Below are 13,945 nucleotides of genomic sequence, written 5' to 3'. Positions count from 1 at the left end.
CCGCGGCCCATCCCCGCGGCCCCAAGGAGCCCACCCATGCACGCCCGGTCGGCTCGATCGCGGTCGGTTCGACCCCCGACGCTCAGCCCCGCCTCGGCTTCCGCTCCAGCCAGGCCCGCTGCCCCCACGGGCACGCGAACTCGAGCGGCTTCGTCAGGATCCACAGCACCGGCAGCGGCGGCGGCACCGGCGGCGTGGGCCCGGCGCCGTCCGTGAAATAGATGACGCCGGAGACCCGCCGGGCCGCCAGGAACTCCGGCGCGAACACCGGCCGCAGATCGGTCCCGCCGCGGCCGCCCACGTCGCCGAGCCGCCCGTCGAAGGCGTACACGCGCCCGATCTCCGTGTCGCACTCGGCCACGGTGATGCGCGCGACCTCGCTCATCGCCTGCAGCTGCCGGGCGATCTCCTCGAGCTCGTCGCGCCGCATGCTCATCGACGTGTCGATCGCCACGAGCACCGACGGCTTCGCGATGGCCCGGGGCGCGTACGTCCTGCCGGGCACCTCGCCGACGCGGCCCGGGAAGCGCCGATTCGGCCGCGCGTACGTGTGCACCGGGGCGCGCTCCCGCGCCACGAACATCCGCAGCGCGGTCTTCCAGTCGAGCGGGGTCGCGCGCGGGCCGAGCACGTCGGTGAGCTCCTCGATGAGCCGGCCGGGCGTCTTGCCCGCGAGCGTCAGGCCGGGCAGATCCGCCGGGTCGCCGTCGCCCGCGAGGGCGCCCGCCTCCTCGGCGGCGCGCAGCAGGAGCTGCCGCGTCTGCTCGACGGCGCCCGGCTCCCGCGAGGGGCGGCGCAGCACGCGGTGGTCGTCGACGGCCTCGCCGCCCCGCTGCGGGAGCTTGCCCTCGCGCGCCGCGCGCACCAGCAGCTCGTAGCGCTCGAGCGTGCTCTGGCCGCCGCGCAGCCCGACCGGGGCGTAGGGCTGCCACCGGATCGGGTCGGGCAGCGGCTCCTCGATGTACTCGTTGGCCGACATCTCCAGGGCGAGATCCATGAGCTCGGGCTCGTCCGCGCCCGCGAACTTGGGGTGGCAGAGGTGCCCGAGCGCCACGTGGTGCACCTCGTGCAGGAGCACGCCGCGCAGGAACACGGGCTCGTTCATGAACGACTCCACGTTGACGTGGAGGAAGAAGCGGCCCTCGAACATCGAGACCGCCATGCGCCTGACCGAGGGGTCCGCGACCGGCGCGAGCCGCCCGAGGATCGCCGCGTAGCAGGGATATCGCTCCAGAAACCCCGGATCGCGCACGAAGGCGTCGAGCCACGCCGCGAGCTCGTCCTCGGGCACCTCGCGGCGCGCCGCGCGCTCGGTCTCCGGCATCGCCGCCTCGGGCGCCTGCTTCGCCGCCTCGGGCGCCTGCTTCGCCGCCTCGGGCGCCTGCTTCGTCGCCCCGTTGCCCCGCCTCATTGCGGCCGGATGGGCGTGACGCCGTGCTTCTTCAGCGCCCCCGCCAGCCGGAGGGCCCAGCGCTCCGGCAGCTGCGCGAGCAGCTGGCCCAGGCACGCCCGCGCGACGTTGCTCCGACGCACCTCCACGAGCTTCGCCTGCTGCGACAGGTGCGCCGACAGCGCGGTCACGACGAGCCCCACCCGGTGCTGCCGCAGCGCATCGGCGCGCCACGCCAGCACCTTCTGCTCGGCGGCGCTGCCCGGGTAGTTCTGGAGCAGCTCCTCGGGGCGGACGTCGATGAGCTGCGTCGCGGTCGCGTTGCCGCCGAGCGCGTCCTGGAGGCGCTCGCGGTGGTCGCCGGGCAGGTCGGCGAGCAGCGCCTCGAACGCCACGAGCGACAGCTTCCGCTGCGCCGCGAGCACGCCGACCTCCGGCCCCTCGAGCAGCGGCGCGAGCCGCGTCGTCACCTCGTCGAAGCGGTCGGTCTCCCCGCGCTCGCGCGCGGCGCGCAGCGCCTTGCCCGCGGGCGAGGTCGGCCCGTAGTCGGCCAGCAGCGCGCGCAGGTCGAACGGCAGCCGCGTCGACCACGAGTCCTTCGACGCGAGCAGGAGCTCCACCCAGCTCGGCGGCAGGTACCCGCCGAGCGCGTCGCGCAGCAGCACGCCGTCCGCGAGCTCCTCGGGGCGGAGCGCGCTCAGCACCTGCGACGCGTACGTCCAGGTGCGCGGCGGGACGTCGTCCAGGAGGCGCTCGTGCGCCTGCGCCAGCGCGATCACGCCCGGGTGGATCCCGTTCACCTGCGCCCAGGCGAGCCAGGACGCGCGGTCCGCGCGGACGTTCAGGTTGAGGAACCGCGCCCGGAGCGCGCGATCGAGCGGGGTCACCTGGTAGTCGGCCGACTCAGGGTTCACGGCGGCGAAGCACACCCAGCCCGCGGGCAGCTCGTACTCGTGCAGCCGCCGGGCGCTGAGCAGCTGGAGCGCCGGCTGCTGGATGTACCGCTCCGCCCGGTTGAGCTCCTCGAGCATCAGGATGCCGGCGCCTTCCTGGGGCAGCACCGACGGCGCCGCGTAGGCGGTCCGGTTGTCGCGGATGACCGGCAGGCCCACGAGGTCGGGCGGCTCGAGGAGGCTCAGGTCGAGCACGACCGTGGCGATGCCGAGCCGCTCGGCGAGCTGCCGGACGAGCTCGCTCTTGCCGATCCCCGTCGGGCCCTCGAGCAGCACCGCGCGCCGCGCGCGGTACGCGAGCTCGAGCACGGCCTCGAGCCGCGGTCCGACCGGGATCGGCGCGGAGCGCCCCTCGAGGAGGCTGGGTGGCGTCGCCGCGGCCGGCCTGCCCGGCGCGTTTCCATCGGATCTGGGCTTCGTCACGGAGATAGAGGAGGGTACGGCGCGCGCGGAGCGAAGAAAGAACCTCCGAGGCCTGGGGCCCAGGATGCTCGGCCTTTCCGTGCCCGGCGGGCTCTCGGCTCTCGTCCTGCCAGGTGGACCCGAGCTCTAGCAGCCGCTGCGCGGCCTGTCATTCGCCACGCGACGGCCGGCGGCGCGCTCAGGCGCCGAGGAGCAGCCCCAGCGTGGTCGCGAGCGCGGCGTCGTTCCACGAGGACAGCCCGCGGGGCAAGAGGACGGTCACGCGGTGAGGCCGGCCTCCGCAGCTGCGCGCGCCCTCGTAGGTGCGTCCCGTCCGGGTGAGCTCGTAGCTGCATCGCCCGATCCGGCCGGTGAGCTGCCGGTCGTCCAGCCGGTAGTCGGAGAGGGCGCCGGCCACGAGGCCGCGCGCGCGGAGCCCTGCCTCCGCCCGGGTCACCGAGAGCTGAAGCGGCATGGCGCCGACGATGCCGGTCGCGGCCTGCCCGGTCGCGGTGACGCTCACGGGCTGGTTGAAGGCGACGCCCCGGACCGCCTGCCCGTCGCGCCCGCCGTCCGCCGCGTACACGCCCAGGCTCACGTCCGGCCCGACGACGCGCCCCGGCTCGATGTCGGCGCTCACGAGCTCGCCCCGGGCGGTGAGCAGGATGAACTCGCTCGGCCCCGCGGCATCGAAGATGTCGTCGCGCGCCGGGTGATCGGCGCCCGGCGCCGCCCCGCACGCCGCGGTGAGCGGCAGGGCGAGCGCGAGCGAGAGCACAGGGAGCAGCCTCATCCGCATCACAGCACCTCCACGCCTGGTCCGGCACACCGAACGTGAGGCCGGGGGCGCCGGAGCGGTAGACGTCTGTACCGCGAGGATCGGATTCACCAGGGCCGCATCCGTTCCCGATGGCCTCGGGGGGCATCGGGGAGCCCCCGAGGGGCAACCCCTGCACGTGCCGCCCGATGCGGGCTGCGATGCGCTGTCGTCCACCGATGCGCGAAGGCGTGCCAGCGCGCCATCGCGCGCCGGCGGCCCCTCAGCGCGGCACCTCGAGCGGGGCGCAGGTCGAGACGCCGGCGCCGACGATGCGGAAGCCGATGTTCGTCATGTAGTCGGGATCGATCGAGCCGTCCGAGGGCCGGTAGCGGCTCACGTTGGTGGTCCGCGACGACTGGAACTCATCCGGCGCGGTGTAGAAATAGAAGTCGCCACCCCAGAACGAGAACGCCCACGCGCTGGGGGTCTCGATGCCCGGCAGATCCGTGGCCTCGACGATGTCGCCGGTCTCCTTGTCGATCTCGGCGAGCTGGACCGGCGTGGTGGTGAAGAAGCCGAAGAGGCGCCCGTCGCCCGTGCCGGTGAGCTCCGCCGAGGCGCCCCGCAGCGAGCCGCTGAACTCCCCGACCGGCGTCACCGACGAGCCGTCGATCCTCCCCAGCCCGATGCCCGGCCTGCCGGTCGCGCCCGCCACGAACAGCTGCTCCGCGTCCGGGCGGGAGAGGTCGCTCGAGAAGCCCATCCCCAGCCGGGACCACCCCGCCGAGAGCGACATGTCCGTGGGCTCGCAGCTCGCGTCCTCGGTGCTGACCTTGAACAGCGTGCCTTCGCTGTCGTCGCCGTACACGTAGTTGACCCACGCCACCGCGTCGCGATCGACCGCCATCGAGTTTGGATGCATGCTGGTTTGGCAACCCAGGACACCAATCTTCGTGAACTCCTTGCGATCGGGCCTGAAGCTGTAGAGCTCGTTGTCCTGCGAGAGCACGTACACGAGGGCCGCCCGCTCGATGCACCGACTGTCGGTGTCCTCACTCCCGCCGCCCTCATCGCCGCCGCCGGTCCCGGCGCCGGCGCCGAACGTCTCGTCCTGGCCGCCCGCACCGCTGCCGTGGCCTTCGCCGCTTCCGTCGCCGCCGCTGCTATCGCCGGCCCCTGTGGTTTGGCTGGTGTCTGCCGGGGACGTACCGTCGCCGGACGCGCTGCAGCCGCTCGCCGCGAGCGCCATCCAGAAGCACCATCGTGCGATTCGCATATCCGCTCTCCCTTCCGCGTGATTCGCTTCTATAGCCGCGAAGCGCGCGTCCGGGTACACGAAGTGGGCGTCCCGAATGAAAAGGACATCTGCGCTCCGCGGGGGACAGCGGCGTCCGTGCCGAGCGGGCCTGAGGGGCGAGCGAGGTCATCAGGGGATGGCGACGACCTCGTCGGACTGGCAGCAAAAATACGTAGCTCCCTCGGGTGTCACTTCTCCAGCGGCGACTCCGCCGGTCGGGGCGCATGTGCCCGGCTCGTTCGTGACCCACTGCGCATCCATGCTCTCGAGATGCAGGTCCGGCCCTGCGAGGCACTTCGGCCCGGCCAGCGTCACGGTCGCGGCGCCGAGCAGCCGGTGGCAGCTGCCGTCGTCGTAGGCCGACACGATCGCGGAGCACGCGCTGCCCTCGGGCGGCTCGCACCCGCACGGCGAGCAGCTGCGCGCATCGTCGAAGCCCGTGTAGAGCGCTTGCAGCTCGGGGTAGTGCTCCGGGCATTTCGGCTCGCCCTGGCGGAGGTAGCGGATGCATATCGCGAAGCCCTCCGGTCGCTGCGCGGGGGAAGCGACGCACATCTTCGAGGGATCGGCGCATGCGTGCTTGTCGGCCGAGCCCGCGCAGCCGCGCGCCCGCACGCTGAACGGGGCAGGCAGCTCGGGCGGCGGCCCTCCCGGATCGATCGTCGGCGCGCAGGGGCTCACCGTCGGCACCGGGATGACCAGCGAGCCGAGCTCGCTCGAGGCGGTCGTGGCGCACGCGCCGTTCCACCCGTCGGGGGCGTCGAACGACGTGGACGCCGCCCCGTCGCACGTGGCGGAGGCGCTCCCCTGGAGGCTCGGCGGCAGCTCGCAGGCGGGCTGCATGCAGCGGCATGTCGGGCAGCTGTGCGCGTCGGCGAAGCCGCCGTAGCCGTCGAACACGACCTCCGGCGTCTCCGCCGGGCACTCCGGCGCAGACGCCCCGTCGACCGGGGCGCCCCTCCAGAGCAGGATGGGATCGCCGAACCCGAGGTATGGCAGCTCCACGCAGGCGCCCTTGCACACGGCGCACGGCTTGTCGCATTCGTGGGCGTCCAGGCCGTAGCACGGTTCGTCGCACGAAAACATCTGGACGGGGCCGCTGTTCCAGCAGCCCGCGAAGCTCCCGGCAGTAGCGAGCGCGAGCGCGAGCGGGTACTTCCTTGTCGTCATCGTCGTGGCCCTTTTCTGGCGTGTTTCGGTCCGGCCGTCGGACAGGGATCACTGCGCCGCGCTGATCTCTCGGCGCCGCCGCTCCAACCGCTCTCGAGCTCACGCCGGTTCACGCCGGCGGGCCCGCGCGGCCGGGGCGCGTGGCGCAAGCGTCCATCCAGAGAGGGGAGATCGCGCACGCCGAATCCATACTTGGGTCGGTGAGGACAGGAAAGCCCAATCTGCTGTGAATCCTCAATGAGTCGATGTCATTCCGGTCTGGCTCACGAAATTATCAACGCTCGCGCATCATGCGTCTCGTGCGAGAATATCGCTCCGGATGGCGGAAGGCATGGCGCTGGGAGAGCGCTCCCGGACCGCGACGGAACGTGCTGGACGTGAAGGGTAACGGCGGGAGGAAGGAACGTCGGCCCCTCACGAAGGGAGGGGGCGGGCGGCTCGGCAGCAGCCCCGCACAACCGGCAACGCGCCTAGCGCTGCGATCGCTCGAGCGCGTCCACCGCATCCAGCAGGGGTCTTATCTGCGCGCGCTCCTCCTCGGAGAGCGGCGCCTCGTCGAGCTCGGCGCGCAGCGCGCGCGCCCGCGCCTCCTCGCCCAGGGCGACCGCGAGCTCGAGCCGCGCCGCGAGGGCGCGCGCTCGCTCGAGCGGGGCGTCCGCCTCCTTCCGGGCGAGCGCCACGTCGAGCACCTTGGCGGCGGCGGCGTCGTCGTTCTTGAAATCACGCAGCCGCGCCGCCGCGCGCAGCGCCCGGCCCAGCCTCGAGTCCGAGCGCGACCCGGCGGCCGCCTCATCGTCGTCGTCCGGCGCGTCCCGCCGGATGAAGATGACCGAGTTGCCCGCGACATCGACCACCGTGAAGCGACTCTGCCCCTTCTTCATGCGCGAGATCCGGGGAAAGCCGGAGACAGGAACCTTGCCATACGCCCGCCGCAGGCCCTCCGAGAAGGTCTCGTGAAGGCGCTCGACCTCGGGGACGAGCACAAGGCACGTGCTGTACGCCTCCCTGGGATCCAGCCTCTTGAGGCCCATGAAGTGCAGGTGGACGTCGCCGCGGCGCGTGGCCGCGTACACGTTCGGCCTCGTCTGCTGGTGGGTGACCTCGAAGCCCAGGGCGCCGTAGAACGCCAGGGTCTCGGGCATCGACACGCACGGAAGCACGGGAATCGTCGTCACGTCGCTCATGAGATCACCCCTTTCGCGCCGGTCGCGCCCCCGCGGAAGCGGCGAAAGAAGGCGCGCACGTCGCCGATGAACAGGTCGGGCTCCTCCATGGCCGCGAAGGTGCCGCCGCGGTCGAACTCGGACCAGTGCACGATGTTCGTGTTGTCGCGGGCGGCGAACCTGCGGATCGGAGCGATGATGTCGCGCGGGAACACCGCGACGCCGGTGGGCAGGGTCGAGGGCTTCACCTCGGAGAGATCCGCGTCGTCCGGCGTGTCCGGGGTCTCCACGAACGAGCGGGCCGACGAGGCGGCCGTGTTGGTGAGCCAGTACAGCATCACGTTCGTGAGGATGCGATCGCGATCGATGGCGTCCTCGGGGGTGTCCTTGCAATCGGTCCACTCCTTGAGCACGCCGACGATCCAGGCGAGCTGGCCGACCGGCGAATCCGAGAGGGCGTAGGCCAGCGTCTGAGGTCGGGTCGACTGGATCTTCTTGTAGCCGTACAGCTCCCGCAGGTAGGTTTCGGCCGCCTTGAGCCGGGATTGCTCGGCGTCCGTCAGGCCCATGAGCTCCTCGGGGTCTCCGGATGGCCACGAGACGAGGCCGTTCGTGTGCACGCCGATCGCGTGGTCGGGATCGACGAGGCCGACCTCGCGGGAGATCCACGTGCCCCAGTCGCCGCCCTGGGCGCCGTAACGCGGGTAATCGAGCCTTCGCATGAGCTCGGCCCAGGCGCAGGCGATCCGGCGCGCGCCCCACCCGGCCTCGCGGGTCGGCCCGGAGAGCCCGTATCCGGGGAGCGAGGGGACGATCAGGTGGAACGCGTCCGCCGGATCGCCGCCGTGGGCGCGGGGATCGGTCAGCGGACCGATGACGTCGAGGTACTCCACGACCGAGCTCGGCCAGCCGTGCGTCACGATCAGCGGCAGCGCGCCGGGCTCGCGCGAGCGCACGTGGAGGAAGTGGATCCGCTGGCCGTCGATCGTCGTCGTGAACTGCGGGTGCTCGTTCAGCCGCGCTTCGTGCCTGCGCCAGTCGTAGGTGGTGCGCCAGTACGCGGCGAGCTCCTTCAAGTAGCCGAGCGGGACGCCGTACGACCAGCCCGCGGAGGGCAGCTCGTCGGGCCAGCGGGTGCGGGCGAGGCGATCGCGCAGATCGTCGAGCGCGGCCTGCGGGATGTCGATGCGGAAAGGTCGGATGTCGCTGTCCACGGGCAAGGGAGAGCTCATGCGTACGACGTAACGTACGATGTACGGTTCGTCAATCCGGGAGCGCTCGGTCGGTCGCCCTCGGACATGGCGGAGCTGCCGAGGCGATCCGGGCGCAGCTGCCGGCATGCCAGGACTGAAAGCAGCCGTCGCAGGATCGAAAGCGATCGGGGGCATCCTTAGGGGTAACCCCGTGAAGTCGTCGGGGACGACCCCTGGCCCGCATCCTGCTAATCACGGAGGACAGAGCGCCCGTGACGGCTTCCCCCCCCAGCCGTCGAATGGGCGCTCTGTTTTTTGTGCTTCCGGTCTGGCCGGCGCAGCGCTCACCGAGACGCCGCAACCCCAACCCGGGTGAGCGCTCGCGGCGGCGCAGACCCCGCAGACCCAACCCGGGTGAGCGCTCCCGCCTCCGGGGGCCAGTCGCCGCAACCGAGCACTCCCCGGTCCCGGCGGCGAGCTGCCAGATCTGCAAGCGACGATCTCAGGATCGAAAAGAGGTCGGGTAACCCCTTAGGATAACTACCGGAAACATGTCGGGGCGAGCCCTGGCCCGCGTCCTGCTAAGCATGCAGGGCAGAGCGCCTGTGACGGCTTCCCCCCCCGCCGTCGAATGGGCGCTCTGTTTTTTTGTGCTCTGCTCACGGGGCGCGCCGAGGGGCTTCGCCCAGCGTCGATGCGAGCAGGCGGATCGCGCCGGGCAGCTCTTCGAAAAGCTTCCCGTGTCTACGTCGGCGTACCGCGCGGCGGGGCCCAAGCGGCCAGGGCGTACGAGGCGGGAGACGGCCGGGGCCGCCCGGAGCGGCGATGTCCCAGGCGGCAGGAGCGCGCCGTGACTCGCCGCCTTCCGCCGCGTGGCTGGAGCTGCTAACTCCCCGGGCGCCAGGGGGGCGGCTCTTCCATCTCCCGGCGGCGCATCGACGACATCCGCGTGAGATCCTCCAGCGCACTCCTCGCCTTCGCGATCGCCGCCGCCGCCAGCGCCCACGCGGGCGAGGCGCACCCCCAGCCCGCCCCGGCGACGGTCGCCGCGCCGCTGGACGAGCCGCAGACGCCCGCCGCGCCGGCCTCCCCGCCCGCCGCGCCGGCCTCCTCGCCCGCCGCGCCTGCCGGGATCGAGGTGACCGTCGAGGGCAACCGCGCCCCGCCGGGCTCCGTCTCGCTCTCCCGGCGCGACATCCGCGAGCTGCCCGGCGCGCTCGGAGATCCCTACCGCGCCATCGAGATCCAGCCCGGCGTGACCTCCATCGCGAGCGGCATGCCGTACTACTACATCCGCGGCGCACCGCCGGGGAACATCGGCTACTTCTTCAACGGCATCCAGGTCCCGCTCCTCTTCCACGTGGGCGCCGGCCCCAGCGTCATCCCGGCCTCGATGGTCCAGCGCGTCGAGATGCACCTCGGCCCCTATCCCGCGGACATCGGGCGGCTCGCCGGCGCGGCGATCGAGGCCGAGAGCGCGCCGCCGTCCGACGTCTGGCGCGGGGAGGGGAGCCTCCGGTTCATCGACCTCGGCGGCGTCGTCGAGGGGCCGGTGGACCGGGACACGCACGTCCTCGTGGGAGGCCACTACGCCGCCGGCGCGGCGCTCACCTCGGCGCTCGTGCCGAGCGTCGACGTGGGCTACGCCGACTACCAGGGACGGGTGACCTACCGGCTCGGCCCGGAGGAGCGCTTCACCGTCTTCGCCTTCGGCGCGTACGACTACCTCGCCAGCATCGACGAGGGCGGCGGCGCCAAGGCGACCAACGTCCTGCTCGACAGCGACTTCCACCGCCTGGACCTGCGCTACGACCGCGAGGACGCCTCGGGCGCGCGCGTCCGGGCGGCGCTCACCCTCGGGCTCGACCAGTCGCGCGGCGTCGGCGTCGAGATCGCGCAGGCCTGGAAGCTCAACGCGCGGATGAGCCTGGCCCGGCCCATCCTCGGCGGGCGCGCGCTCCTGCGGGCCGGGGCCGACGCGGCGGTCGACCGCTACCAGGTGACCCCGCGCCCGAGCCCGCCGACGGCCGGCGAGCCCGCCGAGGGCGCGGACGACGAGCCCGCCGAGGGCACGGAGCAGCTCGACGAGAGCTTCCCCGAGCTCTTCCGCAGCCGGCTCGATCTCGCGCTGGGCGCGTGGGCCGACGCGCTGCTCGTGCTCGACGAGCGCTCGACCCTCACGCCCGGCGTGCGCGTGGATCACTACACGTCGCTCGGCCGCACCGCCGTCGCCGTGGACCCGAGGATCGTCGGCCGCTTCGGCGTCGGCGAGCACGTGCGGCTCATCCCGGCCTTCGGCGTCGCCTCGCAGCTGCCCGGCCTCGCCCCGCTGCCGGCGCTCCAGATCGGCGGCATCCCGGGCGGCCTGCAGCGCAGCCTGCAGTCGAGCTTCGGCGTCGAGGCCAACGTGGGTCCGGTCAATTTCAGCGCGACGGCGTTCCGGCAGGTGACCTTCGGGCTGAGCGATCCGATCGGCACCGGGCGCGGCACGAACCTCAGCACGGAGCGCTTCCTCACGCGGAGCCTCGGCGACACCTACGGCCTGGAGCTCGGCGCGCGCGGGGCGCTGCGCCGCGACATGTTCTTCCTGGCGTCGTACACGCTGTCGCGCTCCACGCGCACGCGCGGCAAGGCGACGATCCCCTCGGCCTACGACCGGACGCACGTCGCGCACGTCGCGCTGCTCTACGACCTCGGCAAGGGGTGGCGCGCCGGGATCCGCCACGTCTTCTACACCGGCTTTCCCGCCGACGAGGCCACCCCGGGCCGCCCCCCGCGCGAGCACCCGGATCGGATCCAGCCGTTCTACCGGCTCGACATGCGCCTGTCGAAGCGCTGGGCGCTGGGCGCGCGGAGCTATCTCGGCCTGGTGCTCGACGTGCAGAACGCGACGCTCGCCAAGGAGGTGTTCGACGTGAGCTGCGACGACAGCGGGTGCACGCCGCAGACGATCGGGCCGGTCACGATGCCGGGGATCGCGATCGAGGGCGGGTTCTGAGGAGAAGGCGCCTCGGGGGAGCGCGAGGGGCGCGGCGGCGACCACGCCGGCGCCGGCGGTCGCCCGGGCCGCGAGCGCCCAGCCGCGGCTCACCGGTGGAGCAGGTCGAAGAGCTGCTCCAGCATGAGGTAGGTCAGGCCCCAGACGACCCGCTCGTCCACGCGCAGGCACGGGAGCTGGAGGACGTTCCCCTCGTGCGTGTACGCGTAGCTCGAGGTGCGCTCGCCGCGCGCGAGCGGCCCGAGCGGCGTCCAGAGCGCCTCGGCCACCTCGTCGCTCAGGGTGAGATCCGGCGTGGAGCGCAGCGCGAAGACGAACGGGGCGATGATCATCCCGACGCGCCGCCCGCGGACGACCGCCGGGATGTCGGGCAGGCGCGCGAGCAGGGTGCCGTGCGCCGCGAGGTCGATCCCCACCTCCTCGTGCGTCTCGCGGATCGCGGTGGCGAACAGGCTCCCGTCGCGCTCCTCGCGCCGGCCGCCCGGAAGGGCCATGTGCCCTGACCAGGGATCGCCCGGGTGCTCGGCGCGGCGGATCAGGAGGAGCTCGGCCTCGCCGGGCTCCGGGCTCCCGGCGGGCTCGAGCGCCGTGCCCAGAGGCCCCGCCGGCGCCCGCAGGATCGCGGCGACCGCGGCCTGACGCTCCTGCGTGAGCGCGTCGAGCGCGGCCTCGCGCCCTTCGAGGCGGGCCATGATGGCGGCGAGGTCGTAGGAGGGGAGCACGGCGGCGAGGATAGCATAGTGTCTACCGGTACTTAGAGATCGCGCGCGGCGGCGGGGGGCTCCGGGCGCGCGGCGGCGCGGCGGTCGCTCCGGAAGGGCGTGCGCCGGCGGACCTGGACGCGAGGCGCGCTGGCCGCAACCACGGCGCCCGGGCCCCGCCGGCGTGCGATCGCCGTCAGGGAGCCGCCGCGGCGAAGCTGTCCCACATGTCGCAGAGCTCCTTCTTCAGCCCGGCCTCCTGGGAGCTGGTCATGTCGAGGACGATGTTCTCGTCCGTCTCCGGCTCGTACCTCGGCCATTCGACCGCATCCTCGCCGTTCGGGTCTCCGGTCTCCGCGTGGCGCGACCAGTACCCCATGATCGCCTGCGAGAGCTCGAGCTCGTCCTCGGTGAGCGGCTCCGACACGAGCAGCCCCGGGTTGCCGAACACGTACCGGATCTCGGCCGAATGGAAGGCGCCGAGCTCGCCGAGCAGCGAGCTCTCGGGCGCGTGGGTGAAATGATAAAGATACGTCGCCGCGCCGCCGCTCGCGATGGCGCGCGCCGCGCGCCGCGCCGGACACACGAACATCGAATCGCCCAGCGCCGCGGTCGCCGCCGCCTGCGCCGAGCCGTACGTGTCGCTCGGGTAATTCGCCACCACCTCTTCGCCGTGGCCGGGGGCGAACCCGTCCGCGAACGTCACGAACTCGGCCTCGTCGGCGACCGTCGCGGCCTCGCCCCAGAGCGTGACGAAGAGCGAGCCCTCGTCGGCGTTGCTGCCGATGATCGTCGGCAGCTTCTCGAAGCTCCCGGCTTCGAGGAGCTTGCTCGGCACGTCGGGGAGGTTCCAGCCGTCGATGACCGGGAACCAGGTCGGGCCGGCACCCACGAGGAAGGCTTCGCCCGGCGGGAGCGCGCTCATGACCTCCTCGGCCGGCTTGCCGCGCAGGCACTCGAGGACCGAAGGCGCGTCGGCGCAGCCCAGCGCCTCGACGAGCTCCTGCCCCTGCGCCGTGGCCGTGGCCTCGTCCGCGGCGGAGTCGCACGGCCCGCTCTCGATGATGGCGCGATGGAACAGGCCTTTGCTCGGCGGCGACACCAGGTGCATGCAGACGCTGATGCCGCCCGCCGACTCGCCGAACAGGGTGACCTTGCCCGGATCGCCGCCGAAGGCGCCGATGTTGGCCTTGACCCACTCGAGCGCGGCGCGCTGGTCCTCGAGGCCGTACGCGCCCGTCGCGGGGTGATCGGGATCCTCCGACTTGAGCTCCGGGAGGGCGAGGAACCCGAGCGGGCCGAGGCGGTAGTTGAGGGTGACCACCACCGAGCCGGTCGTCTCGGAGAGGAGCCGGCCGTCGTAATCGGCCTCCGCGCTGCTCCCCATCTCGAAGCCGCCGCCGTGAATCCAGACGAGGACGGGCAAGGACGAGGACGCCGGGCGCTCGGGCGTCCAGACGTTCAAGGTGAGGCAGTCCTCTCCCGAGCTCTCGTTGAAGCCGGGCGTGAGCAGGTTGAGCTGCGAGCAGGGGATGCCCACCTCCACCGCGCTGCGCGGCTCGGTCCACGGCTCGTGCGGCGCGGGCGGTCTCCAGCGCAGCTCGCCGACCGGCGGCGCGGCGTACGGGATGCCGAGGAAGGTGCGCGTCGCGCCGACGACCGCGCCCTCCACCGGACCCGCCTCCGTCTCGATGAGCAGGGGCGCCGGCTCACCGCCAGCGCCGCCGGAGCCGCCAGCATCGCCGGAGCCGCCAGCGCCGCCGGAGCCGCCAGCGCCGCCGGAGCCACCCGGGGCGGGCTCACTCGAGCTGCAGGCAGCAGCGAGCAGGCCTAGGAGAATGGTGTGCGACAGTGAAAGTCGAATGGGCATGGTCGTCTCCGTCGAGAGCAAGTCGAGAGTGCGGGACCGTGGGTAAAG

Annotated in this window: 10 protein-coding genes; 1 reads left to right on the top strand and 9 read right to left on the bottom strand. The window is 72.8% G+C overall.

Annotation, left to right across the window (positions count from 1 at the left end):
* Window positions 1–82 precede the first annotated feature (82 nt).
* The 7 genes from NQZ70_RS29535 to NQZ70_RS29505 form a co-directional block, all read right to left on the bottom strand.
* The gene (locus NQZ70_RS29535) at window positions 83–1,411 is read right to left on the bottom strand and encodes a VWA-like domain-containing protein (RefSeq protein WP_237244161.1); all 1,329 of its coding nucleotides are present in this window, start codon (window positions 1,409–1,411) and stop codon (window positions 83–85) included.
* A complete protein-coding gene (locus NQZ70_RS29530; protein ID WP_129577198.1) occupies window positions 1,408–2,766 on the bottom strand; it encodes an AAA family ATPase in 1,359 nt (452 codons plus the stop codon). Before NQZ70_RS29530 ends, NQZ70_RS29535 begins: the two co-directional genes overlap by 4 nt.
* Window positions 2,767–2,944: 178 nt before the next feature.
* Complete coding sequence (locus tag NQZ70_RS29525; RefSeq protein WP_237244160.1) at window positions 2,945–3,538, bottom strand: hypothetical protein; 594 nt, start codon at window positions 3,536–3,538, stop codon at window positions 2,945–2,947.
* A gap of 247 nt (window positions 3,539–3,785) precedes the next feature.
* Complete coding sequence (locus tag NQZ70_RS29520) at window positions 3,786–4,781, bottom strand: hypothetical protein (RefSeq protein WP_129577196.1); 996 nt, start codon at window positions 4,779–4,781, stop codon at window positions 3,786–3,788.
* 150 nt (window positions 4,782–4,931) lie between these two features.
* Window positions 4,932–5,972 carry a hypothetical protein gene (locus NQZ70_RS29515; RefSeq protein ID WP_129577195.1) on the bottom strand — a complete coding sequence of 347 codons (1,041 nt, stop codon included), beginning with the start codon at window positions 5,970–5,972 and terminating at the stop codon, window positions 4,932–4,934.
* A 470-nt stretch (window positions 5,973–6,442) separates the two neighbouring features.
* Window positions 6,443–7,156: a hypothetical protein gene (locus tag NQZ70_RS29510; RefSeq protein WP_129577194.1), complete on the bottom strand. Its 714-nt coding sequence runs from the start codon at window positions 7,154–7,156 to the stop codon at window positions 6,443–6,445.
* On the bottom strand, window positions 7,153–8,367 hold the full coding sequence (locus tag NQZ70_RS29505; protein ID WP_129577193.1) for an epoxide hydrolase family protein: 1,215 nt from the start codon (window positions 8,365–8,367) through the stop codon (window positions 7,153–7,155). Before NQZ70_RS29505 ends, NQZ70_RS29510 begins: the two co-directional genes overlap by 4 nt.
* Before the next feature lie 910 nt (window positions 8,368–9,277).
* Here NQZ70_RS29505 and NQZ70_RS29500 point away from each other — a divergent pair.
* The gene (locus tag NQZ70_RS29500; RefSeq protein WP_237244159.1) at window positions 9,278–11,326 is read left to right on the top strand and encodes a TonB-dependent siderophore receptor; all 2,049 of its coding nucleotides are present in this window, start codon (window positions 9,278–9,280) and stop codon (window positions 11,324–11,326) included.
* An 89-nt stretch (window positions 11,327–11,415) separates the two neighbouring features.
* Here the strand turns inward: NQZ70_RS29500 and NQZ70_RS29495 are convergent, their stop codons facing one another.
* Entirely contained in the window at window positions 11,416–12,048 is a 633-nt protein-coding gene (locus tag NQZ70_RS29495) for a CoA pyrophosphatase (protein ID WP_129577192.1), read from the bottom strand.
* Window positions 12,049–12,223: 175 nt separating this feature from the next.
* Window positions 12,224–13,897 (bottom strand): carboxylesterase/lipase family protein, encoded by a 1,674-nt coding sequence (locus NQZ70_RS29490; protein ID WP_129577191.1) that lies wholly within the window; start codon window positions 13,895–13,897, stop codon window positions 12,224–12,226.
* Between the last annotated feature and the right edge of the window lie 48 nt (window positions 13,898–13,945).

Origin of the sequence: Sorangium sp. So ce836, assembly GCF_028553905.1 — a bacterium.
GTDB lineage: Bacteria > Myxococcota_A > Polyangia > Polyangiales > Polyangiaceae > Sorangium > Sorangium cellulosum_D.
The sequence above is the reverse complement of the archived record's forward strand: the minus strand, read 5'-3'. Positions and strand labels throughout refer to the sequence as shown.

Bases quoted from the DNA above. Each gene is read 5' to 3' on its own strand.
- NQZ70_RS29535 (WP_237244161.1), bottom strand. From the start codon at position 1,411: ATGAGGCGGGGCAACGGGGCGACGAAGCAGGCGCCCGAGGCGGCGAAG.
- NQZ70_RS29525 (WP_237244160.1), bottom strand. From the start codon at position 3,538: ATGAGGCTGCTCCCTGTGCTCTCGCTCGCGCTCGCCCTGCCGCTCACC.
- NQZ70_RS29520 (WP_129577196.1), bottom strand. From the start codon at position 4,781: ATGCGAATCGCACGATGGTGCTTCTGGATGGCGCTCGCGGCGAGCGGC.
- NQZ70_RS29515 (WP_129577195.1), bottom strand. From the start codon at position 5,972: ATGACGACAAGGAAGTACCCGCTCGCGCTCGCGCTCGCTACTGCCGGG.
- NQZ70_RS29510 (WP_129577194.1), bottom strand. From the start codon at position 7,156: ATGAGCGACGTGACGACGATTCCCGTGCTTCCGTGCGTGTCGATGCCC.
- NQZ70_RS29505 (WP_129577193.1), bottom strand. From the start codon at position 8,367: ATGAGCTCTCCCTTGCCCGTGGACAGCGACATCCGACCTTTCCGCATC.
- NQZ70_RS29490 (WP_129577191.1), bottom strand. From the start codon at position 13,897: ATGCCCATTCGACTTTCACTGTCGCACACCATTCTCCTAGGCCTGCTC.